Genomic DNA, 21198 nt, shown 5'->3' with positions numbered 1-21198 from the left:
CAGTTCGGTCTTCTCATCAACTACGCGCTGTTGGTGTGGTTGCAGTTCCATGCTGTTCCTTTCAGTTGTGCCGCGTTTTCAGCGTGTCGCGGCTAACACGTCATTCCACCGGACGGGCGATAAAGCCCGCCCGCCTGTGAATTCAGGCGTTAGAACTCGGCCTTGTAGAACTCATCAATCAGCCGTTCAAAATTAACTTTGAAAATCTGCATTCCTTCACTGCTTTCGTGTTCAATCCAAAAATCGCCATCATCTCCAAAAGGCGTTATTCGATATGGGCCGACATACAATTCTTGCGTAGAAGTTCCGCTAATCATTGAATTACTCCGCTTGCAATGTAGTCCTAACAAGTCGCTCAAGGTCGCTCCTTTCAGTCTCTGGACGCGCTTTCGGCGCGCCCCTTAGCTGGTTCGTTATGCGGCTCTGGCATCCCATGCCACAAGTTGAAACTCTCGCGGCCTGAACACAATCACCGCGCTTGGGAATGGTGCGCTGTTGGTGGCGTCTCCAAATTTCAGCCGCCCCTTCAGTAGCCGAATTTCACCCTTCATGGCGTAGCGGTGCCACCATTCCGTGTCTGTGCGCGAAGGCACCAAACAAACCACCGTCGCGCCTTCCTGCGCGGCCCCGTATGCCTTGCGCATCCATTCCTCGCATTGGCTGTAGGGCGGGTTCATGAAAACCGTTTCCGTTCCCCAATTCTTCAGCAGCCCGCTGTCGTGGATGCTGTAGAACTTCTCGCACTTCGCGTTTGTCCCGTCGCTGCATGGGTCGAGCGTGAAGCCAAATTCCTTATCCAGCGCATCGAACAGCCATTGGGGTGTTCCCCAAATGTCCGTGGCCTGGCTGAACATCACATCGGTTTCCATAGTCCCGTTCCTAAAATCCGCCGCATAACACGGCGTGCAAGCGGGACCGGCTTTCAGCCGGCCCCTTCACTCAGCGTTAGGTTGCTCAAACATTTCGCACTTTTCAGCATAGTTATTCGGATGCCCGTCAAGCACCCAAACCTGATTCGTTCCGCCTTCGTCGCTTTCCAGCCAAGCTGGAAATGGCGCAGAACACTCTCCCCAGTTCTTATAGCCACATGGCACAAAATGCTTGCATTGTCCGCAGTTCATTTTTACCTCCAGCAACCTAACAATCGCTTCAACTCAGACGCGGCTAACGCCAGTGTTGCTTTCTTTCGCCACCACAATCACTTCGCTGGTCAATTCTTGGCTGTAAACGTTAATTCGCACTTTCTTCTCCTATTCGGGCCAGTGCCCAACAAATCATTCAACCGGACTCCCTACGGGAGCCGAGTTAACTCTACGTTATGCGTCAGCCAGTCAGCCTCGGTTCTCAGCGGAAGCGTCGGCGATTGTTCGAAGTGCTGCTCTACAAGCCAATCTCCGAACGAGGTTGTGGCGCAGCGTCCAAAACCGAGCGAGCGCACCACACCAAGATCAATCAGGCGTTTCAGCGTTGGCTTCGGAGTGTCGTAGCTGTTGTCGTCCTCTGCGGTTTCCTTGAAACGGATCAACCACGCCAAGTCATCCTCTTGCAGCATCTCGCTTGCTTTCATGTCCTACTCCTCATCGAAAAAGCCGCATAACACGGCGGTCAACAGCGACCGCGCTGAAGCGCGGCGCGTTACCTTATGCGTTAGCGGGCTTCATGCAAACAACCGCTCCTGTGCCTGGGCGCGTGCTATGCGTTCGCAGGCTGTATCAAAATGCTCACGCGCCAGCTCTATCCCGATAAACCGCCGACCGCTTTGCACCGCAGCGACGCCAGTTGTTCCGCTTCCAGCAAACGGGTCAAGCACAGTGCCACCAGGCGGGCTAAACATCGCCACAAGCCGCGCATAGTGCGGCACCATCTTCGGCGTTGGGTGGCTAAATTCGTCCTTGGTGCTTATCAGCGGGGCATCAATCCTGTCCATGTATCGTTCGTGGCACTTCCCATCGCCAAACCAGTACACCAAGCCAAAGTTCGCAAACCCTATCGCGCCGTTTCTCATGCTGTTCGTGTAGTTCAGCATCACCGCGTATCGGTAAGGCAGCCACCGTTCAAGCTCTTGCCGCATGGTCGCGTCGTCTTTCCCTGTTTCCACAAGCACGTTGGGCGCTCCATTTGCCCACAGTGCAAGAGCCAGCCGGTTGCAAAACGCCCGCCATTCCTTCTGGTCAAGGTTGTCGTTGGCTATCGCCTTGCCAGCGTTAAATGGCGGGTCGGTTATCACGGCATCAACGGCTGGCAGCGCAGCAAGCACCTCAAGGCAATCGCCGTGCCACAATTCCGCGTTTCCAATCACCACTTTTTCAGCCATTTAGTTCCTCACTTTGTTCAACCAGCCCGCTAACACGGCGGTCAACAGCGACCGCGCTGAAGCGCGGCGCGTTACCTTATGCGTTATGCCCCACGGAACAGCCACCGCAGTTCGCGCTCAGCGCGTTCCTGCATCGCTTGCACCGTGGCCCACTTCCCGCGCGGGAACCAGTCTTCGCGGTCTTCCGCGCGTTTCGCGGCCTCGATCACAAGCAGCGCCAGTTGCACGCCAACATGACCCAGGTTGTAGCCGTGCTCTCCAATCGCGGCGGTCAGCATGTCCGAAAGGCCATCGCGCACCCGTGGGCTGTCGGTCAGCATCACGGTATCCAGCCCGCGCGGCCTACCAGGGCGCTCAACCGGACTTGCGCCGGTAGGTTTGGTGGTCATTCGTTGCTCCTGTGCGGGCGCAAGTCCGGTTAGCTCTACGTTGGGCGTCACTGCCAGGTATCTCAATTCTCGCCCCTCTGCACCGCACAAATCGCATTTGTACAAATCAGCATTCAGCGCACTCCAACTCGGATGCGAGCATAAAGGTCTGGCTGTGTGCACAATAGCTCTGGCATCCTGCTCGTTCGCATCGGTGTTGCCGACTATTGCCCGTATCAGCTTTTCTTTGTCTACCAAAATGTTTTCCATTTCGTTTCCTCTTTATACAGAAAGATCGCCCAACCCGGCGTTCAACTCGGAGCCGCTAAAGCGGCCCGGTTAACTCTACGTTAGGCCGCACGAAACAGCCACCGCAGTTCGCGCTCAGCGCGTAGTGTTTCGCGCACGGCTGCGGCGGGCTATCTTCCGGGTGGCAGGTGCATGGCCGGTCCTTGGGCTTTGGCCGATCGTGCGAGTAGGGCGAATATTCCCACTCTCTGTCGCCGTAGCGCAGGGCTTCGGCTTGGTGCATCTCCAAGCACTCCTGGTGCATCTTGTTCGTGCTGGCGTCGCCGCCGTCATAGCAGCGCCAGCGCGCGTATGTCTCGCCAACCGCGATTCCTTCTCCGCAACTCATGCAGCGGTGCGGCTTGCGCGCTTTGGGCCGTTCAATTTCAGTGCATTGCATGCTCAGCTCCTCTCGCTTCGGAAACAGCGGCCTAACCCGTCATTCGAGCCGACCCTTCGGGCGGCTCAATTCCAACGTTATGCTTACGTTTGGTCATGGCGATTGTCCTTATTTCCTCAGAACGGAATATCGTCTTCCATCTCATCAAATCCGTTCTTTGTACCTCCGCCAGAATTTGCAGGCTGGCGCGCTGGCTGCTCACGTGGGGCAGATCCTTCTGGCTTACCGCCGATCAACGTTAAATCATTCACGCGCACATCCAGTGAGTACCGCTTGTTGCCGTCTTTGTCGGTATATTCCCGGTTAGTCAGTTCTCCAGACACGGCTATCTGTGTACCCTTGAGCAGGTATGGCGCTACCGCTTCTCCGCGCTTGCCCCACATCGCACAATTGACCCAGGTAGTCACTTTCTTGTCGCCATAGCCTGAGTCAACGGCAGCGGTAAAATTGGTGATTGCGTCGCCTGCCTGTGTGAAGCGTGTTTCACAATCCTTGCCGATGCGTGCTGTGAAGCTGAATACGTTCATTGCGATTCCTTATGGTTAATAGGTAAATTTCTTCCTTGGTTTGCTCTTTGTTCTTTTGGTGTTGCCCATCTGCAATTATCAGGATCATAATTTCCATCATTATTTATCCTATCGATGGTTTTTCCGGGTGGCCTATCACCCATATCTTCTAGGAAATTTAGAAAAACATTCCATCGTTCGCACACCGTAATTCCTCTTGCTCCGTACAATGGATATTTTGGATTGTTTGGGTTATTACATCGCCCACGCATAGCCGACCACGTGCCATAAGTTGGGTTGCTAGAATTCTGCCCATGGATAAATTTTACTTCTTTCGTTCTGTCCGCCTTGAAACACCCGCATGATTTTGTGGTTCCACTAATCAGGTTTCCACTAATGCATATTGTTTCTGTACCGCAATCACAAATACACTTCCAAAGCGCTCTGCGCCTGGCGCTTGTACCAACTCGCTTTATCGCTATTAATCTTCCAAAACGATAACCTGCAATATTCGTTGCGCTAACCATGCTTCCTATCCTCGATCCGTTGAATTAAACCCTCTACTTCGTTGTCGAATTTAATAACCTCAATCTCAAGCATGGTTAAATATTCAGGTTCAGGAATATATCTGACGACGAACAATTGATGTGGCAATGGCATCAATGGGGAAAAGCTGACAAAATCACACCAGACGCGGCCAGTGCATAAAAGCTGCCACGCCATTTGCGGAACATACTTTGCAGGAGGTTTGTCATCCAGCAGATAGCCGATATGCGTCGCCGTGTTCGGGCACTTGATCTCGACTAGACCGAGAGCGCCAACTAAGCCATCTGGGCTAGCTCCAGCGCGTTCAATCCTCGGGTGCTTTACCATCGCCACCTCGTCAACCATTAAGCCCTTATCAAGCTCATAGGCGATTCTGGCGTATGGTTCCTGCTCTATGCCGTGGCGCATTGCGTCATTGCAAAACGATTCCTGCGCTTGACCGGTCATCCGTTCGGCCACAAGCTGTGCGCGATAGTTTGCGCGGCTGGTCGATTCGCCAGTTTTAGTCTTAGCAATCACGTCAGCAATGCGAGACGCGGTAATCATTCCGACGCGGCTTTGCAACCATTCAGGCGAGCCTTGCAAGATCATGCTGCCTCCTTGGTAAACTTCGCCTTGGCCGCATTGGTAACGTCCTTGAATTTCTTGAATGCCGCGTTATCCTTTGCGTCTTGTGCGGACTTTTGCGCTGCAAGATATGCGGACTTGAGAGCGTCGGTATCTGCTGCTGATTCAATCGCCGCGATATGGTCGGCTATCTCGCTATCGGTCAAACCTGCCGGAATGGTTTCGTAGCGGCTTTCGTCATCCTCCCCGGTCTCGATTTCAAACACCTTGAGGATTACGGCTTTCTTGGCATAGCTCAGGGCTTTACCGGGGGCTTTGTCGCCTTGGTCATTGGCATGCGCTGAAACGCTGGCGGTGAACTTGTCGTTGCCATCCTCGATATTTACGAAGGTGAATTCGTAAACTGCCTCAACGCGTATAATCGGCGTGCCTTTGCCGGTAGTTTCGCCCGTTGCAATCGTCACAGAGCTAACCAGATTCGGGTAAATCACTACGCCATGCGCAACGAGATGATCGCGCACCATTGCTGTAACTTGGTCATGTGTCACCGCCTTGTAATTCTGGACGGACTTATCCTTTTTGATGTAATCAATCTTCTTGCGGACTTCGTTTATGCGTTGATGGATATTTAGGCTCATTTCTCAATCCTCACTAAATCAGTTATTGGCGCTCTGTAGCCGCTAGGCAACACGACCATCAGCACTCCATCTTTGCTCAGTTCTACGCCTTGATGCGGCGGCAATTGGGCGGCTATCTCGGGGCGCAGGTAGGGCGTAACGTTCATGACAGCCACCCCGCAATCATCCAAATCACCGCAGCGAATCCAATCGCAGAAACCGGGATGTAGAACCAGGGGAGCGATTCGGGGTCTCGCTCAGTCGTTTTCATTTAACCAACTCCGTTCTCAGTCGATAAAGTGCGCGTTCCAGCGCGTCCAGCAGTTCTTTGTGCGCCGGTATGCCAGGATTAAGTTGCATTGCCATCAGTTTTGCCACTGTGGCTATCTGGCGCGTGGCCGTGTATTTGCGCTCGGTACGGTTTTCTATGCTCATTTAGGGAACCCTCCGTCCAGCCACGCGCTCTGTTCAATCTCGGCATAATCATCATTGAGCGGTATGTTCTGGCGCAACAGGTCGTTACGCGCCAGCTTAACTTCCAGATCGTCCAGATCGGCGCGCATACCCTGGATTTCGTCGATGATGGTTTGCAGTTGTGCGTTCATGACATCTCCCATTCCAGCGCTGCGAGAATCGCGTCATCGACCAGCCCGCGCACAATCATTGCCAATTCGCCGGAGTCCATATCCGGCTTCATTGCCGCCCGGTAAAACTTCGCCAGCTCGGTATTTGCATCCTCGATATGCCTGAATATCCACGTATCTGCATCGGCGGCAATCAGCTTGCGCTGGTCAGGGACGCGGGCTTGTATCTCGGCATCCATACGGTCAGCGGCGTTTTGTTGGTCCTCATAGTGGCGCGCGCAGGCTTCGGCTATGCTCATGATTGCACCTCGAAAAATGCCGCTTTCATTCGCTCCAGCCATTCCTCGCACCATTCAACTGCCAACGCTGAAAATTGATTGGTTTCTGGTTTATCGCCAGTTGAAATTCCCAAGAAAAAACGCTCGGCAGGACGGTTTGAATTTGGTATCAATCCGTCAATATTTGAATGATCTACATGTCGTATTTTTGCAATCGTTCCAACAAGGCACGCGCACTCGCCTTGATAAGTTGAGCCATCTACGCGGCCATTTTTTAGTGCATCAATCAATCCAGGAACTTCTTTTGGCGCTGATGACAGAACTGCCCATATATCGTCCCTAATCGGCGTCAGGTCGGCACCGCTCAGGTCGGCACCGCTCAGGTTGGCATCGCTCAGGTTGGCATCGCTCAGGTTGGCACCGCTCAGGTCGGCACCGCTCAGGTAGGCACCGCTCAGGTAGGCACCGCTCAGGTTGGCATCGCTCAGGTCGGCATCGCTCAGGTCGGCACCGCTCAGGTTGGCATCGCTCAGGTTGGCACCGCTCAGGTCGGCACCGCTCAGGTAGGCACCGCTGTTAATCGCCTCCAGCAGCGTAGCCTTAACTGTGTTGTCCTCAATGTCTTGCTCAAAAATAACCTCACCGCTGAATCTGTTCTTGATCTGGATATTCATCTCGTTCTCCTCAAAATTCACACCCCGGTTAAGCGCCAAATCGAGCGATTTCTTCACGCAGCCACACGATCCTATCGTTTACGCGGCTGGCATCTGCGTTACTAGTGGTCGTCCGGGCGCGTGTTGCGCTGCCCACCGTCATGCGCTCTATCTGCTTGGCTCTAATCCGGTCGCGCTTGTCCAGCATTTCAGCAAGTTCTTTTTGTAATGCTTCCATCTTTCCATCTCCTCAATATGTCGCACTAACTGAATTGCTTTGTCGATAGAGCCAGACTCGAACTGGCAAGGCTCCTAACTATCTCCGCTGTGTATGGCTAGTTGCCGTCGCAGAGCTCGCCAACCTCAAGCGAATAGCCTCAGAAGAAGCGATGCAGCCAACCTGCATCCGTGCCGCGCCATCTCACGCCGCCTATCGACAAAGCAATCCATTCATCGCACTTCATCCGGTAGTTGATCATCTGTCCGCATATGGCATCCTGTGTTAGCCGATCCGCTGCTTTCAGTACCATGCCCGCGTCGCGGGTTTTGCCGGGTTTGCTTGTCGCTGTTGCTGTGCGAGTGATGTAATCTTAGCATACTAAGAAACAAAAGCAACAACTATTTTAGCAAACTAAGAAATATTTCGGAATCTAGTACTCATCTTCGCATTCTAAAAAATAATTGTGTTAGTGCGTTAAGACCGCTTGCTTTGAGATTCTTAGTGCGCTAAGATATGAATTATGAATGAGACAACCACATCCGAACACTCTCAACTAATCGACGCTTTGGGCGGCACAGGTGCCGTATCCAAGCTGTTTAACCTAACGACCGGCGCGGTCAGCCAATGGCGCATAAATGGAATTCCTGATTCACGCCTTATGTACATCAGGCTACTGCGCCCTGACTTGTTTAAAAAATCAAAAGTCACTTCCTAACCATGCAAAAAAATTTACCGTTTTCTAGGTTCTCAACTCCACACAACCTTGTTGGGAGGTGTTGCGATGCCTAACCAAATCCCGCTGCAAATGCCCGTCAGGCCTGACGAAATCAGCCGCAAGCAGACGTTAGGCGCGGCTATGGAGATGTGTGCTGAGTTGGGTGGTGACGCGCTCGACAAGACGCTCCAGCAAGAGCTTGAAGTGGATAAAGCGCAATTCTCCCGTTGGCAATCTGGCACCGAAGGGATTCTATGGCCTAAGCTGAAAAAGATGATGGACACGTGCGGCAACGACGCGCCATTGCTTTGGATGCTGCACCAGCGCGGATATGACTTGTACAGCCCGCGAAAGCGCGAAACTGAGACTGAACAGAAGCTGCGCGAAACACAGGAATTGTTAGAAAAAGAGCGGGTAGAACGAGCCGCCATAGAAGCCGCATTGCGCCGGATGCTTGTCGGCGTTACTTCATAGGAGGAACCCATGCTCATTGTGGTAATCGTTTTATTGGCCCTGCTAGCCATAGCCCTAATCACCATCTACGTGATTCAGGAAGACAACCGCATCCAGCAGGATTTTATCGAGTACCAGGGGGCGGAAATGGACAGGATGCGGTGCCACCTCGCGCCCACCTATTGGATGACCTATCACAAGGAGAATGAGCAATGATTAATACAGTTGTCGCAGCAAAAAAAATCATATTTGACGCAAAACGCGGTGACAGGGCTGTGTTTTTTATCAATGGTCAATTTAAGACGCTTCCAGTTGACGGATCGAAATTCTCAAAAACTTTACTTGATATCCCTCAGTATTTTTGTGGAATTTATAACGAAGAAATTTCAATTGATGACCTTGTGTCCGATCTTGATTATGTAGTGCTTACAGAATTTAAGGAGGCAGCTTGATTACCGATTTTATCAACTGGCTTATGGAGCTTGGGGCTTTTGTGGCGCTGTCGCTGGTGGTGTGGGTGATGGGAGCGCCGGAGTAAGTGAGCAATCCGCAAACAGAAGACGGGTTCACCAGGATAGCAAATGAGCTACTTGATGCCATCGTCCAGTTTGATTTCAGCAAACGCCAGTATGCGGTTGTGCTGGCCGTTATCCGTATGACCTACGGTTATAACAAAAAGTCTGATGCGCTTTCCATCTGGCAAATAGCTGGAATGACCAACATAGACCGTTCACATGCTTCTAAAGCCGTCTCTGAACTTGTGGATATGGGTGTGCTGATCAAATCCGAAAATGGTCGGTTTTCGCACGGTCAAATCGTACCAGAATTGTCTCTTAATAAGCATTATAAAAAATGGTCAACCGATGCTGAAACAGCACAGGCAACCGATGCCAAAACAGCACCCGTGCCAAAACAGCACCCGTGCCAAAACAGCCAACAGACCGATGCTGAAACAGCTACACCACCTGTGCCAAAACAGCACACACATAAAGACATTCCAAAAGACATACCAAAAGACAGTAATAAACCTTGTGCACTCGCTACGCGATTGCCTGCTGACTGGAAGCCATCTGAATCCGATATTGAGTTCTGCAAAAAAGAACGCCCAGACCTACAAGTCGAATCCGTTGCAGACGTATTTCGAGATTACTGGATAGCGGCACCCGGGGTGAAGGGTAAAAAAGCCGACTGGCCGGCAACATGGCGCAATTGGGTACGCAGGCAGGAAATGCCAAAACAGAACGCACCTCCGAACCAGTTCAGCAAACAATCAAACCGTGAAAGATACGCCGCAGAAGCGGCAGAAGCCCGGAGGAAATATGAGCAACCTATCAGAGATATCACCAGCGAATCAGAGCAGATTGCCTGACAGAATACCGGATTCGTGGATAGAAAAAATATTCCTAAAAATGGAATCGCGCTATGGATCGTTATGGGCTGACCGCTACGGCGCTTTGCCGCGCAATCAGGTTAAAAACGATTGGGCAGAAGACCTCGCCGGGTTCACTGGCGAAGAACTGCGCAAAGGGCTGGAAGCCTGCAAGACGCTGAAATTTCCACCTACCTTGCCCGAGTTTCTAACGCTGTGCCGGCCAGTCCTCGACGGACGCGCTGAGTGGGCAGAAGCATGCGAGCAGATGCGCATCCGATTGCAGGGCGAGCAGAAAGACCATTGGAGCCGGCCAGAGGTGTACTGGGCCGCTGTCGCAATCGGCTGGTTTGACCTGAACGCCCACGGATGGGAACAGATCAAGACACGATGGGCGCAAGCAATCACCAACGCCAAGCATGACGAAATACCGCCATATCGCGCACAGCTACCCGCACCTGGCAAGCAGTCGATCAGCCGTGAAGAGGCAGAACAGCGCGTTAAAAGCCTGAACGTAACGTTGGGAGAAGGCAAGACCGATTACAAGGCTTGGGCGAAACGCATTATCGCCAACCCGCAAAATTACCCGCACAGATCGCTGGAACTCGCACGGGAAGCATTGGGAGTAGAAGCATGATCGCGCAAAAATTCATCATCGCAGAAAAAAACCGCCAGATCGTCCTAGACCTCCTGAACGAACACGGACCCATGACTCACACCGAAATACGCGTCGCTTTGGGGATGTGCAAAGGCTCGAATATCAACTACCGGCTGGAGATGATGGCGCACCTGTGCGAAGTAAAGCGCATCCCCGGCACGATAGCCACATGGCAGGCGCTGGTAACAACAACGATGACCGCAGAGCAGGCGGACATGAACAACCGCTCGCCACGCCGCAACGAGACGGTTATCAAGGGAAATCGGATTGTGCACCGGATGGCCGATACGCCCAAGAAATCCTACCCAGCGCAGACTAGCAAGAGCAGACCGCGTGGGTGCACGATCTTGGAGGCTGGGCTGTGACTAAGCAAGTTTACCGACTAGTCCATTCCGAAGCGCGCAGACGTGCCGCCCAAGCTGTCCAGGAAGCACCTGGGGGCATGATTGTGACGATAGCGGAGGCCAGCCGCACCTTGGATCAGAACGCAGCGCAATGGCCGATCCTGCAAGCTATATCTGAGCAATTGCAGTGGCCGGTAAATGGCAAGATGGAATGTCTAACGCCGGACGAGTTCAAGGACATTTTGACAGTAGCTTTCAAGGGCGACTCAATCCGGCTAGCGCAGGGAGTAAGTGGCGGGGTGGTAATGCTTGGAGCGCGCACAAGCAAAATGAACAAAAAGGAATTTTCTGATTGGCTGGAATTTCTGCACTGGTTTTGCGCCGAGAAAAATATCGACTTGAGGTTAGCCGCATGAACTACATCAACAAACGCATACGCGAAAGCGCCAACGGCAGAGAGTGCCAGTTCAACATTCCCGGCGTTTGCAATCACGATAGCGCGACGGTGGTATGGGTACACAGCGACCAGCTACGCCACGGCAAAGGCACGGGCATCAAGGCGCATGACGTGTTCGGCGCATACGGCTGTTCGGCCTGCCATGCCTGGTACAGCGGACCAGCCGACCGGGAAGACAAGCGCGATGCGTTTCAACTGGCGTTCGAGAGGAGTTTGGTAATTTTGGTTAAGGGTGGGGTGCTGAAATGACTACAGAAATAATCCGAAAAAGCAACGTGCTAATGAATCGTGTTGAATTTAATGCGCCGCTAATCGCTGAGTGCGCTGCTGTATCGGAAGCGGGCGGATCGTTCGAGATTCGGAATTATTACGAAGGAAACTGGTTCACAGAATACAAAATATTTTATCCGGTCAATGTTATGGATGAGGTCAGCAAATGAGCACCAGCAAACTCTACTGTGCCCATTGCGGCAAGCTCTGCGCTGATTTAATCGCGGGCAGCAAGACGCGCAAGGGCATGGTGGTTATCTGCGCCAAGTGCTGGAAGCCTAAGCCGGTATCGGCTAAGCCGTACCCTTCCGATGATGACATGGTGGATGTACTACACAAGATGTTCAGGATGAAGCCATGACATGCCAAGCCTGCCAACAATCACAAGGCTCACCAACTGGACTGATATGCCTGCTATTCCTGCCAATGGAGTCAGGGTGCGCATCAATGGTTTATGAGCCGGGAACCGATAGCGAGGAATTCCGTATGGCTTGCGAGGTGCGCTACGTGATCGGATTGGGCGGCAGGGAAGCGCGCCGGGCTTATCTGGATGGCGTCAGGCGCAAGCGTGGGGATGAGGGCGCGGATATGTTGGAAGCGGCGGTCAAGGAGGCGTGGAACAAATGAGCGAACTCGAATCAGCACTGGCCCTACAGATCCGCGCAATCAAGCTGCCCGAGCCGGAGCGCGAATTCAAATTTCATCCTACGCGCCGGTTCCGTTTCGATTTCTGCTGGCCGCAGAAAATGTTTGCCGTCGAGTGCGATGGAGCTCACTGGGTAAATGGCCGTCATTCGAGGGGTAAAGGGGTGGATTCTGATTGTGAAAAATATGCACTCGCAATGCTGGATGGCTGGCGGATATTGAAGGTGACGAGTACGCATATCAAATCAGGGCAGGCGATACAGTGGATTGAGGGTTTACTAGGGGGAAATTGAATGAGCGTAACCGGCGATACAAAACTCGGCCTAGATAGGCTCGACAATTGGGCGCGATGGGGAAGGCGTGGCGAAATGGCCGAGGTGCGCAATCATTATTACCCTGGCAAAGCGGCAATTTGCGGAGATTACCTACCCGAATCTGGCGACGTGTGGATAGAAATGCACGAGATGTCTATTCCTGTAGACCAGAAGGATGCGGAACTGGTTGAAAAGCTGGTACTCGCTTTGCCGATCCAACTCAAGAAGGCGGTAACGTGCTGGTATTTTGGCAGGCCTGCGGTCATGGGTATCAGCAATCACACACTGCGGGAATGGCTCGAACAGGCGGCGCGGAGAATTGCGATAAATAACTTGCACAATGTAAACAGATAGTGTATTGTCATGAGCATGGGGGGAGCGTTCGCCCTCAATTTGCATAGAGCTTGATTACGCAAGCGAGAGAGCGCGGGGTGTGATTAAAAGCGCACGTACCGTTCATGGCATCGTAGCCAGATATGCATCTATTCGCATCGCCATTTATTCCGCGCCGATACTAGCGGATACCTTGCAAGGTAAGTGGCGAGCCGAATAGGTGAGTCGCAGATACAGAAACACCGCGCACCTATTACCACACAAAGCCCTAGCCTATGCCGGGGCTTTTATTTTGCTACCGCAGCATGGGCATTTTGGAGCATCCCTCAGTTTGATTGCGCGGCTGATAGATGAGCGGTGCACACCGTATTTGCTGGCCGCATCGCTCTGGTTCATACCTGCCGCCACATCCGCCAGTGCTGCGGGGATGGGCGATGGGGCGGATAGTTTTGGGCGGCTCATTTTGCACGCCACTTTGCGCCGTTTAGCAGCTCAATCGTCAGCCCATGCCGGTGTGCCAGATTAGTTAATTTTTTCTCTGCTGATTTTCTGTCAGGGAACGTAAACAGGGTATTTCTGCGTGACAGCGAATCATCATTGATGTCAATTTTTGACCATGAGATTATCGAATAGCCGTCAATCGCGTTTGTATTAGGATTCTGATTCATTCTGATTTCGTACATTTCGTTCTCCTAATCTAGTTGGCTGGGTTTGTTGCTCCAGTGATTCCAGTATAATCGTTGCATAAAATAATGCAACAAGTATTTGCATTGTAATTATCTATCAGGATAAACGATCCTATAGACAGTTCTCCTCCGTTGGCTGCAATGCCAACCTTTGCCGCGTTTGGATTGGGAATTCCCGGTCGCGCGGCTTTTTTACATCTCCACTGGATACAGAGGCCGATCAATGGCTAATCCGCTCGACAATCTCAAACCGTTCAAGCCCGGCCAATCCGGCAATCCATCCGGGCGACCTAAGGGCATTGCCGCTGCTGCGCGAGAGCATAAGGACCGCTGTATCCAGGTGCTGGCCGAGGCTTTGGAAAGCGACGACCAGAAAACCCAGATCGCCGCGGCCAAAGAGCTGCTAGATCGCGGCTACGGCAAGGCTATCTCCATGAGCGCCGATGTAACCAACCGACTAGATGACCTCGACGACGACACCCTCTCCGCTGGCATCGATGCCCTCAGAGCTGCAATTGCAGCTACTGGCGCGGCTGACAGCGGAGCAGGCAAACAGACTAGCCACTAACCGGCTGGCGCGATATGCGCCGTATGCCAAACAGCGGGAGTTCCACGGGCTGGGAAAAACGGCCAGCGAGCGGCTGCTGATGGCCGCCAACCAGGTGGGCAAAACAGTTGCCGGCGGCGCTGAGTGGGCCATGCATCTCACTGGTAGATACCCGGACTGGTGGGAGGGCGCAACGTTTGATCGTGCCCCGCTGCTGTGGTGCGGCTCTGTTACTGGCGACAGCACACGGGATAACCCGCAGCGCATCCTGGTAGGCCCGCCAGCGCTGGAGGAGCAATGGGGCACTGGGTGGATACCAAAATCCTGCATCGTGGGCCGTGATAGAGCGATGGGGACACCCAACCTGCTGGATAACGTACAGGTGCGCTGGGGTGGCGGTGGCGACGTGCAAGCCGGTACATCTATCTGTGCGTTCAAGTCATACGAGAAAGGCCGTGAGCGCTGGCAGGGGCCGACAGTTGACGGGATATGGTTCGACGAGGAGCCACCGTCCGACATCTACAGCGAGGGATTGACTCGCACCAATAACGGCCAGCGCGGACAGTTTGCAATGCTGACGTTTACTCCGCTGCTAGGCATGAGCGACGTTGTAATGCTTTTTCTGGACGGCAATAAAAAATGACGCGCGCCGTTGTCACCATGACCATCGACGACGCTGGACACTACACGCCAGAGGAGCGCGAGGCGATTGTAGCCAGCTACCTGCCGCATGAGCGCGAGGCGCGGGCTAAAGGTATTCCGGTCATGGGGTCGGGCCGCATATTCGCCGTACCTGAGGATCAAATTACCTGCGAGCATTTCGACATCCCACGCCATTGGGTGCAGATCGGAGGCATTGATTTTGGCTGGGATCACCCGACTGCGGCTGTCTGCATCGCATGGGATCGCGACCTAGATGCCGTGTACGTCACTAAAGCTCACCGATTACGCGAGGCAACGCCGGTTATCCATGCCGCAGCACTGAGGCCGTGGGGCGATTGGTTGCCATGGGCATGGCCGCATGATGGACTTCAGCACGACAAAGGTAGCGGCGAGCAATTAGCTACGCTGTACCGCAAGCAGGGGCTAAAGATGTTGCCGGAGCGTGCCACCTTTGCGGATGGCAGTAATGGCGTTGAGGCTGGGCTGATGCTCATGCTGGACATGATGCAGACGGGGCGATTCAAGGTATTCGCAGGGTTGAACGACTGGTTTCAGGAATACCGCATGTACCACCGCAAGGATGGCAAAGTGGTTAAAGAATACGACGACCTGCTGAGTGCTACACGCTACGCAATTATGATGCGGCGCTTTGCAACAACCAGCTTAAACAAATGGGGCAAATCCCTGGACTATCCATTATTAGGCGTCATATGAAAAAAATGGACGACACCGTACTGCTGGGCATTATCGAGCAGGAGGAGGAGGCTGCCGATGATTCCGCGCTGGATATAGAGCGGGACCGCGCGCTGGATTACTACTATGGCCGCGCTGTGGGTACGCTGGCACCCTCCGACATACCTAACCGCAGCCAGTATGTGAGTCGCGACGTGGCCGATACGGTAGATTGGATCATGCCAGCGTTAATGAAAACATTCCTTGCTGGCGATGACGTGGTGACGTTTTCCCCATTTTCGGCTGAGGATGTGCCGGCAGCTGAGCAGGAGACGGATTACGTCAACCATATCGTGGTTGACAAAAACCCGATCTATGAGATTTTTTCCGTCTGGTTTGACGACGCACTAATCCAGAAAAACGGCTATGTGTATGCCTGCTGGGAGACAACAGACGACATTCAGGAGGAGCGTTACAGCGGACTGATGATTGACCAGGTCACGATGCTTACCCAAGACCCTGGCGTCAAGATTACAGGCGCAACGCCCATAGATACCGGCACGGTTGATGAGATGGGCCAGCCGGTCATGGCGTTTGATGTCGTACTGTCGCGCACCAATACTACCGGGCAAGTCAAGATCAGTAATATCCCGCCTGAGTTATCGCGCGTCTCTGCACGGCATCGCGGGGTTAGATTGCAAGATGCGCCCTTTGTCGGTTTCGACGCCTATCTGACCATCTCTGAGCTGCGCGAGAACGGCTATGACGTGGACGACGACATCCCGGACACGGTAGGCAATGACACCGACGAGACCTCGCTACTCTATCGTGACCGTTTTAGCCATTTTTTCGACCATCACAAATACGACAGCAGCGATCCCGCTTCCCGCGTGGTCCGTGTTCGTTATCGCTGGATGCGTGTTGACTACGACGGCGATGGCATTGCAGAGCTGCGCTACCTGGTCCTGGTCGGGCGTGAAATCCTGACCAACGAAAAAGCCGACATTGTGCCTATAGCCTGCGTGACGCCGCGCATTGTTGCGCATGAGCATATCGGGCGCTCAATCGAGGAGGTTGTCACCGACCTGCAAGAACTCAAAACCATGCTCACGCGCGGTCTTATAGACAACGTGGTGTTGGCTAACAACGGGCGCTATGCGGTCAACGCGGACACGGTAAATCTAGACGACATGATGACCAGCCGCCCTGGCGGTATCGTGCGCACTGAGGGCAACCCGGCAGGTTCGATAATCCCTCTTGAGCATCAGATGCTAGGACAGCCAGTCATGGCTGCTATCGAGATGATAGACGGCATCCGCGAGACGCGCACCGGCGTTACCAAGTACAACATGGGCACCGATGCTGGGAGCCTCAACAAAACCGCCACCGGCATCAGCATTATCAACAACGCCGCCAACCAGCGCATCGAGTGGATAGCCAGGACGTTTGCCGAGACCGGCGTCAAAGAACTGTTTGGTATCGTCCACGCACTGACCAGCAAGCACCAGGACAAACCGGCCATGGTGCGCCTGCGTAACAAATGGGTCAGCGTAGACCCACGCGACTGGAAAAAGCGCAACGACATGACCGTCAGTGTCGGGCTGGGTTCGATTAACCGCCAGCAGCAGACCACCGGCATCATAAATCTCGGCACGCTCCAGAAAGAGGCATTCCAGGCCGGTATTGTGACGCCAGTGAACGTGTTTAACATGGCGTCCGAGTACACCAAGGCGCTGGGGTTCAAAGACCCTGAGAAATTCTTTACCCACCCCGACAATATTCCGTCCAAGCCGCCGCAGCCAGACCCCAAGATGGAGAAGATCAAGGCGGATATGGCGATGGCGCAACAGGACCAGCAGTTGCAACACGAAAAGCTGGCCATTGAAAAGCAGAAGGTTGGTTTTGACCAGCAGGTTCAGACCGGAACGATGGTTGGACAAGCGGCCGCATCATTGTTAGGGGGCTGATTTGGACTTGCTGACTGAATTACAGCGCGGCGAACAGGCACGTCAGGTGCTGGAAAGCGAGATATACGCCGAGTCCTGGCAGGCTGTGCGCGATGGCATTATCAGCGCCTGGGAGTCGGCACCGATCCGCGACAAGGAAGGCGCCAACGAACTCAAACTCATGCTCAAGTTGCTCACCGATGTACGGCGCAACGTCGAGACCGTGATGCAGACCGGCAAGATGGCAAAAATACAGATCGAGCGCGAATCATTGCTGGATAAAGCAAAGCGCAAATTTAAATAGGGCGACAACATGACCACAACCGTATTCACAGCACTGGCTAGCGCCGCTTACACCGCATCCGGGACCGCCGATCTTGGCGCCCTGCCAGGAGACTCAGATGAGCTGACGATTTACCTGAATGTCACTGTGGTATCGGGTACGACCCCGAGCATGACTGTCACCTATCAGAGCAGCCCGGATGGCGTGACGTATTACGACCACACTGCTGGCGCGGCAATTACTGCCGCCGGGGTGCAAATGATCAAAATCCCAACCAATTCCGGGACGTATGGGCGGATTTCATACGCCATCTCGGGAACAACGCCATCGTTCACGTTCAGCGCAGTCGTCGAGGGCAAGAACAGATAATTTCGCCCACAACGGGCTTAACAAGCCGCCTTCGGGCGGTTTTTTTATCACATCATGCCGCTTGCACTTGGCGGCACAAATACAGACGACAACATCCAGTTGTTACGCAAGACATGCAACCAGCAAAAATACGCAAAACATCCGATTAATTTCATGCAACAGAGAGGATTTTTACTGTGAACGAACAACTAACACCAGAGATGCAACCGGCAACGGAAGTCTCAACCAACGAAACCGCAGATGTACATGAGCGGTTTGAGTCATGGCTGAATTCTGATGAATCGCAAGATGAGCCAGCAGCCGAAGAGGGTGATGTAGCGCCTGACGAGCAAGCAGAAGCTGAACCCGAAGCGGAGTCCGAAGAGGATCAACCCGCTGAAGTGGAAGCCGAGAACTCCGAAGCCGATGAAACTGAAACCCTGACCATAGACGGCGAAGAAGTCACGCTACCGAAAGAGGTCGCCGAAAAGGTAACCAAGATTCAGAAGCGACTCGAAGCCGACTATACCCGCAAGACCCAAGAGGCCGCAGAGATGCGCCGTGCAGCCACTCAATCGATCGAAGACACCAAGCAGCTAGCCGCTTTCCAGCAGGAAAACATAGGCTATCTGGCGGAGTTGCATTCGGCTCAGAACGAGTTGCAGGCGTATGAAAATGTGGACTGGGCGAGTCTTGCGGAGACGGATATTGCCGCATACAGCAAACACAAGGAAATCCGCGACGGACTGCGCGAGAAGGCATATCAGCTGAATGCTGAGCTGCAAAATCGCCAGCGCTTTATGGGCGAACGCACCGCGCAGGAGCAGCAGCAGAAGCTGCAAAGCGTGATCGACACGGTAAAGCGTGCCATCCCGACATACGACGAAGCCACCGACCGCAAGGCGGTACAGGCTGCCGAAACACTGGGCAAGAAATACGGCATCCAGGTGGACACCAACACGTTGAAGCAGATGCTCGACCCGCTGGTGTGGATTGGCTTGGTGGAGCTGTCGAAATATCAGGACCTTGTGGCAAAACGTCCAGAAACAAACAAACAGGTACAGGGGGCAAAACCGCCGGTTAAACCGACTGGCAAGCCCACATCATCGGAACAATCGCGCGCTCAGAAAATCCAGAAACTGCTATCGCAGGGGCGGATTCGCGAGGCCGCACAACTCTAGGAGCACTACTCATGGCTACATATCAAACCACTACCCCCGCCAAAGGCCTGCGCGAATCTCTGGCTGATTTCATCGAAAACATCTCCGCAGAAGACACGCCGATTTATTCCATGGCGCGTAAAGGCAAGATCAGCGCCACGTTTGAGGAATGGCAGACTGACGTATTGGCCGCTGCCAACCCCAACAACGCGATTGTTGAAGGCGCCGATGCCACTTACGCAACGCCTGTCGCCACCACACGCCTTGGCAATTATGTACAGACCGCGCGCAAGGATTTCAAAATCGCGTCCGTGCTGGATATGGTCAACAAGGCCGGACGCTCGACGGAAACCAAGTATCAATCCTACAAGCAGGGCAACGAACTTAAGACCGACATTGAAAGCGCGCTGTCGCAGAATAACGTCGCCGTCGCCGCGACCACTACTGTTGCTGGAAAGTCCGCCTCTCTGGAAACGTTCGCATGGGATGTGGTTAGTCATGGCTCAACTGGTGCTACCGCCGTTGTTACCGCTGGCGCACCGACTACTGCCATTACTGACGGCACCCAACGTGCATTGTCTGAGGCTCTGGTCAAGGCTGTTCTGGCAGATGGTTATGGCAAGGGCGCACGCTACAAGATGGGTGTGATGGGGCCAACACAGAAACAGGCTTTCTCTGCGCTGTCCGGGCTGGGTTCTACCCGCAACAACTTCAGCACCATGAAGGGCAAGCAGGGCGTGATCCTGGGCGCTGCTGACGTGTATGTCTCCGACTTCGGAGATATTGCACTGGTGCCTAGCCAGTTCATGCGTAACCGCACCATTCTGTTCATTGATCCTGAAATGTTGGAAGTGAAAATGGGTCGCCGCTTCAAGGAAGAAGAACTGGCGAAAACGGGCGATGCAGAAGGCCGTCAGATCATCAGCGATTTCACCCTGGTCGTGCGCAACCCGCGCGGCATTGGCAAGTTGGCCGATCTTTCATGATCTGACTTAATCGTCGTTTAACTATAAGGAGGGACGGGAAACCGTCCCTTTTTTTATGTCCAAAATTATTCTCAACGAGAACCAGACAACCGGCGTTCAGACGTTTTACGAAACGGCTGAAGAAGCCGAACGCTTTACCACGGCACAGAACGTCGATGACATTCTGGTCCATGCCGCAGAAGCGCGCCACGAAACGCAAGGCGAGCGCTACGGAGAGTTTAGACGCATGGCCGTTATGCCGATGTCGGTAGTTGGACAGGCGATGCGTGAGGGCTGGCTGTTCGACCAGGCCAGAGTACGCCAATGGGTGAAAGACAATCCCGCTTTCAAAACATTTGATAAAAACTTCTGATGAATTATTCCGAACTAAAAGACAATATCGCCGCATGGCTGCATCGCGATGATCTATCTGCGCAACTGGATTTGTTCATTGATCTATTTGAGGCGCGTGCCAATAGCAGGCTTCGCACCAACGAGATGCAGAAGCGCAGCACCTCTACACCAACCACCGAATATGTCCCGCTACCCGCTGATTTTATCGAGTTGCGCAATATACAGATAAACGGCAACAAGGTCAGTTTGCTCGAATACGCATCCCCGCAAAAGATTGACGCCATGGGACTAGTATCGGGGCCGTCCAAGTATTACACCATCATCGCCAACGAGCTACAAATTAACCCAAGCGCGTCAGGCAGCGAGGTAGAGATTGCCTATTACGCAACCATACCAGCGCTATCCACCACGAATCTGACCAACTGGCTGATTGACAGATACCCAGAATATTACTTGATGGGATGTGTTCAGCAAGCGCTTATTTATACGCTGGATGACAGAGCTGCACAGGCGGAACAAGCCATCCTTGGGATGGAAGCAGAAATCAACCGCAACAGCAAACGGTCTATTTCTGGGCCGATGGTAGTGAGCGCGATATGACCCAGACCGAACTTAACACCGAGCTGACAACCGATCCAGTGGCGCTCGGATATGCGCCGTACCTCAACATTAGCG

The 21198-nt window shown here is 53.4% G+C and carries 39 protein-coding genes; 24 read left to right on the top strand and 15 right to left on the bottom strand.

The genetic code is table 11. From position 1 onward, the window contains the following. Window positions 1-149: 149 nt before the first annotated feature. The 14 genes from ACYCZJ_RS13425 to ACYCZJ_RS13360 form a co-directional block, all read right to left on the bottom strand. Window positions 150-359 carry a hypothetical protein gene (locus ACYCZJ_RS13425; protein ID WP_461554736.1) on the bottom strand — a complete coding sequence of 70 codons (210 nt, stop codon included), beginning with the start codon at window positions 357-359 and terminating at the stop codon, window positions 150-152. A 54-nt stretch (window positions 360-413) separates the two neighbouring features. Beyond that, entirely contained in the window at window positions 414-869 is a 456-nt protein-coding gene (locus ACYCZJ_RS13420) for a DNA N-6-adenine-methyltransferase (RefSeq protein ID WP_461554735.1), read from the bottom strand. A gap of 422 nt (window positions 870-1291) precedes the next feature. Further along, complete coding sequence (locus tag ACYCZJ_RS13415) at window positions 1292-1567, bottom strand: hypothetical protein (protein WP_461554734.1); 276 nt, start codon at window positions 1565-1567, stop codon at window positions 1292-1294. Window positions 1568-1657: 90 nt separating this feature from the next. Next, window positions 1658-2314 carry a DNA-methyltransferase gene (locus tag ACYCZJ_RS13410; protein ID WP_461554733.1) on the bottom strand — a complete coding sequence of 219 codons (657 nt, stop codon included), beginning with the start codon at window positions 2312-2314 and terminating at the stop codon, window positions 1658-1660. Between the two features lie 83 nt (window positions 2315-2397). Further along, window positions 2398-2703, bottom strand: coding sequence for a hypothetical protein (locus ACYCZJ_RS13405; protein ID WP_461554732.1), 306 nt, complete (start codon window positions 2701-2703; stop codon window positions 2398-2400). A 783-nt stretch (window positions 2704-3486) separates the two neighbouring features. Then, window positions 3487-3897: a single-stranded DNA-binding protein gene (locus tag ACYCZJ_RS13400; protein WP_461554731.1), complete on the bottom strand. Its 411-nt coding sequence runs from the start codon at window positions 3895-3897 to the stop codon at window positions 3487-3489. Beyond that, the gene (locus ACYCZJ_RS13395; RefSeq protein WP_461554730.1) at window positions 3894-4403 is read right to left on the bottom strand and encodes a hypothetical protein; all 510 of its coding nucleotides are present in this window, start codon (window positions 4401-4403) and stop codon (window positions 3894-3896) included. The genes ACYCZJ_RS13400 and ACYCZJ_RS13395 overlap by 4 nt, the downstream gene beginning before the upstream one ends. Continuing rightward, a complete protein-coding gene (locus ACYCZJ_RS13390; protein ID WP_461554729.1) occupies window positions 4396-5013 on the bottom strand; it encodes a lambda exonuclease family protein in 618 nt (205 codons plus the stop codon). The genes ACYCZJ_RS13395 and ACYCZJ_RS13390 overlap by 8 nt, the downstream gene beginning before the upstream one ends. Beyond that, complete coding sequence (locus ACYCZJ_RS13385) at window positions 5010-5627, bottom strand: ERF family protein (protein WP_461554728.1); 618 nt, start codon at window positions 5625-5627, stop codon at window positions 5010-5012. Before ACYCZJ_RS13385 ends, ACYCZJ_RS13390 begins: the two co-directional genes overlap by 4 nt. A 246-nt stretch (window positions 5628-5873) precedes the next feature. Next, on the bottom strand, window positions 5874-6041 hold the full coding sequence (locus ACYCZJ_RS13380) for a hypothetical protein (protein WP_461554727.1): 168 nt from the start codon (window positions 6039-6041) through the stop codon (window positions 5874-5876). Next, on the bottom strand, window positions 6038-6211 hold the full coding sequence (locus tag ACYCZJ_RS13375; RefSeq protein WP_461554726.1) for a hypothetical protein: 174 nt from the start codon (window positions 6209-6211) through the stop codon (window positions 6038-6040). The genes ACYCZJ_RS13380 and ACYCZJ_RS13375 overlap by 4 nt, the downstream gene beginning before the upstream one ends. Then, a complete protein-coding gene (locus ACYCZJ_RS13370; protein ID WP_461554725.1) occupies window positions 6208-6489 on the bottom strand; it encodes a hypothetical protein in 282 nt (93 codons plus the stop codon). The genes ACYCZJ_RS13375 and ACYCZJ_RS13370 overlap by 4 nt, the downstream gene beginning before the upstream one ends. After that, window positions 6486-7142, bottom strand: coding sequence for a pentapeptide repeat-containing protein (locus tag ACYCZJ_RS13365; protein WP_461554724.1), 657 nt, complete (start codon window positions 7140-7142; stop codon window positions 6486-6488). Before ACYCZJ_RS13365 ends, ACYCZJ_RS13370 begins: the two co-directional genes overlap by 4 nt. Window positions 7143-7170: 28 nt before the next feature. Then, window positions 7171-7359: a hypothetical protein gene (locus ACYCZJ_RS13360; RefSeq protein ID WP_461554723.1), complete on the bottom strand. Its 189-nt coding sequence runs from the start codon at window positions 7357-7359 to the stop codon at window positions 7171-7173. Between the two features lie 763 nt (window positions 7360-8122). Here ACYCZJ_RS13360 and ACYCZJ_RS13355 point away from each other — a divergent pair. From ACYCZJ_RS13355 to ACYCZJ_RS13295, 13 genes are all read left to right on the top strand, one after another. After that, a complete protein-coding gene (locus tag ACYCZJ_RS13355) occupies window positions 8123-8530 on the top strand; it encodes a hypothetical protein (protein WP_461554722.1) in 408 nt (135 codons plus the stop codon). Window positions 8531-8539: 9 nt separating this feature from the next. Beyond that, window positions 8540-8725 (top strand): hypothetical protein, encoded by a 186-nt coding sequence (locus ACYCZJ_RS13350; protein WP_461554721.1) that lies wholly within the window; start codon window positions 8540-8542, stop codon window positions 8723-8725. Beyond that, the gene (locus ACYCZJ_RS13345) at window positions 8722-8961 is read left to right on the top strand and encodes a hypothetical protein (RefSeq protein ID WP_461554720.1); all 240 of its coding nucleotides are present in this window, start codon (window positions 8722-8724) and stop codon (window positions 8959-8961) included. The genes ACYCZJ_RS13350 and ACYCZJ_RS13345 overlap by 4 nt, the downstream gene beginning before the upstream one ends. Before the next feature lie 86 nt (window positions 8962-9047). Then, window positions 9048-9878, top strand: a complete 831-nt coding sequence (locus ACYCZJ_RS13340) for a replication protein (RefSeq protein ID WP_461554719.1) — start codon at window positions 9048-9050, stop codon at window positions 9876-9878. After that, window positions 9871-10515 (top strand): hypothetical protein, encoded by a 645-nt coding sequence (locus ACYCZJ_RS13335; RefSeq protein WP_461554718.1) that lies wholly within the window; start codon window positions 9871-9873, stop codon window positions 10513-10515. Before ACYCZJ_RS13340 ends, ACYCZJ_RS13335 begins: the two co-directional genes overlap by 8 nt. Continuing rightward, window positions 10512-10901: a hypothetical protein gene (locus ACYCZJ_RS13330; RefSeq protein ID WP_461554717.1), complete on the top strand. Its 390-nt coding sequence runs from the start codon at window positions 10512-10514 to the stop codon at window positions 10899-10901. The genes ACYCZJ_RS13335 and ACYCZJ_RS13330 overlap by 4 nt, the downstream gene beginning before the upstream one ends. Continuing rightward, a complete protein-coding gene (locus ACYCZJ_RS13325) occupies window positions 10874-11296 on the top strand; it encodes a recombination protein NinB (protein ID WP_461554716.1) in 423 nt (140 codons plus the stop codon). Before ACYCZJ_RS13330 ends, ACYCZJ_RS13325 begins: the two co-directional genes overlap by 28 nt. Next, window positions 11293-11586 (top strand): nuclease domain-containing protein, encoded by a 294-nt coding sequence (locus ACYCZJ_RS13320; protein WP_461554715.1) that lies wholly within the window; start codon window positions 11293-11295, stop codon window positions 11584-11586. The genes ACYCZJ_RS13325 and ACYCZJ_RS13320 overlap by 4 nt, the downstream gene beginning before the upstream one ends. A gap of 32 nt (window positions 11587-11618) precedes the next feature. Next, window positions 11619-11777, top strand: a complete 159-nt coding sequence (locus ACYCZJ_RS13315; RefSeq protein WP_461554714.1) for a hypothetical protein — start codon at window positions 11619-11621, stop codon at window positions 11775-11777. Further along, entirely contained in the window at window positions 11774-11968 is a 195-nt protein-coding gene (locus tag ACYCZJ_RS13310) for a hypothetical protein (RefSeq protein ID WP_461554713.1), read from the top strand. The genes ACYCZJ_RS13315 and ACYCZJ_RS13310 overlap by 4 nt, the downstream gene beginning before the upstream one ends. Window positions 11969-12054: 86 nt before the next feature. Next, entirely contained in the window at window positions 12055-12234 is a 180-nt protein-coding gene (locus tag ACYCZJ_RS13305) for a DUF7696 family protein (protein WP_461554712.1), read from the top strand. Continuing rightward, the gene (locus ACYCZJ_RS13300; protein WP_461554711.1) at window positions 12231-12545 is read left to right on the top strand and encodes a hypothetical protein; all 315 of its coding nucleotides are present in this window, start codon (window positions 12231-12233) and stop codon (window positions 12543-12545) included. Before ACYCZJ_RS13305 ends, ACYCZJ_RS13300 begins: the two co-directional genes overlap by 4 nt. Beyond that, on the top strand, window positions 12546-12920 hold the full coding sequence (locus tag ACYCZJ_RS13295) for a hypothetical protein (RefSeq protein WP_461554710.1): 375 nt from the start codon (window positions 12546-12548) through the stop codon (window positions 12918-12920). It abuts the gene before it with no gap. A gap of 437 nt (window positions 12921-13357) precedes the next feature. Here ACYCZJ_RS13295 and ACYCZJ_RS13290 read toward each other — a convergent pair whose 3' ends face one another. Beyond that, window positions 13358-13582 carry a hypothetical protein gene (locus ACYCZJ_RS13290; RefSeq protein ID WP_461554709.1) on the bottom strand — a complete coding sequence of 75 codons (225 nt, stop codon included), beginning with the start codon at window positions 13580-13582 and terminating at the stop codon, window positions 13358-13360. Between the two features lie 226 nt (window positions 13583-13808). Here ACYCZJ_RS13290 and ACYCZJ_RS13285 point away from each other — a divergent pair, with 226 nt between their 5' ends. Genes ACYCZJ_RS13285 through ACYCZJ_RS13235 form a run of 11 tightly spaced genes read left to right on the top strand, consistent with a single transcriptional unit; the run spans window position 13809 to window position 21123 of the window. Next, a complete protein-coding gene (locus ACYCZJ_RS13285) occupies window positions 13809-14153 on the top strand; it encodes a DUF5681 domain-containing protein (protein ID WP_461554708.1) in 345 nt (114 codons plus the stop codon). Beyond that, entirely contained in the window at window positions 14083-14775 is a 693-nt protein-coding gene (locus ACYCZJ_RS13280; protein WP_461554707.1) for a terminase large subunit domain-containing protein, read from the top strand. Before ACYCZJ_RS13285 ends, ACYCZJ_RS13280 begins: the two co-directional genes overlap by 71 nt. Beyond that, window positions 14772-15509: a phage terminase large subunit family protein gene (locus ACYCZJ_RS13275; protein ID WP_461554706.1), complete on the top strand. Its 738-nt coding sequence runs from the start codon at window positions 14772-14774 to the stop codon at window positions 15507-15509. Before ACYCZJ_RS13280 ends, ACYCZJ_RS13275 begins: the two co-directional genes overlap by 4 nt. Beyond that, window positions 15506-17434, top strand: coding sequence for a portal protein (locus tag ACYCZJ_RS13270; protein WP_461554705.1), 1929 nt, complete (start codon window positions 15506-15508; stop codon window positions 17432-17434). The genes ACYCZJ_RS13275 and ACYCZJ_RS13270 overlap by 4 nt, the downstream gene beginning before the upstream one ends. Window position 17435: 1 nt before the next feature. Next, complete coding sequence (locus ACYCZJ_RS13265; RefSeq protein WP_461554704.1) at window positions 17436-17717, top strand: hypothetical protein; 282 nt, start codon at window positions 17436-17438, stop codon at window positions 17715-17717. 9 nt (window positions 17718-17726) lie between these two features. After that, a complete protein-coding gene (locus ACYCZJ_RS13260; RefSeq protein ID WP_461554703.1) occupies window positions 17727-18065 on the top strand; it encodes a hypothetical protein in 339 nt (112 codons plus the stop codon). Between the two features lie 54 nt (window positions 18066-18119). After that, window positions 18120-18245 (top strand): HNH endonuclease, encoded by a 126-nt coding sequence (locus ACYCZJ_RS13255; RefSeq protein WP_461554702.1) that lies wholly within the window; start codon window positions 18120-18122, stop codon window positions 18243-18245. Then, on the top strand, window positions 18242-19225 hold the full coding sequence (locus ACYCZJ_RS13250) for a hypothetical protein (protein ID WP_461554701.1): 984 nt from the start codon (window positions 18242-18244) through the stop codon (window positions 19223-19225). The genes ACYCZJ_RS13255 and ACYCZJ_RS13250 overlap by 4 nt, the downstream gene beginning before the upstream one ends. An 11-nt stretch (window positions 19226-19236) precedes the next feature. Then, on the top strand, window positions 19237-20190 hold the full coding sequence (locus ACYCZJ_RS13245; RefSeq protein ID WP_461554700.1) for an SU10 major capsid protein: 954 nt from the start codon (window positions 19237-19239) through the stop codon (window positions 20188-20190). Between the two features lie 55 nt (window positions 20191-20245). Beyond that, window positions 20246-20542 carry a hypothetical protein gene (locus ACYCZJ_RS13240; protein WP_461554699.1) on the top strand — a complete coding sequence of 99 codons (297 nt, stop codon included), beginning with the start codon at window positions 20246-20248 and terminating at the stop codon, window positions 20540-20542. Further along, window positions 20542-21123 (top strand): phage adaptor protein, encoded by a 582-nt coding sequence (locus tag ACYCZJ_RS13235; RefSeq protein WP_461554698.1) that lies wholly within the window; start codon window positions 20542-20544, stop codon window positions 21121-21123. The genes ACYCZJ_RS13240 and ACYCZJ_RS13235 overlap by 1 nt, the downstream gene beginning before the upstream one ends. The last annotated feature ends 75 nt before the right edge of the window (window positions 21124-21198 follow it).

The sequence above is a fragment of the Sulfuriferula sp. genome (genome assembly GCF_054605375.1).
The sequence above is the reverse complement of the archived record's forward strand: the minus strand, read 5'-3'. Positions and strand labels throughout refer to the sequence as shown.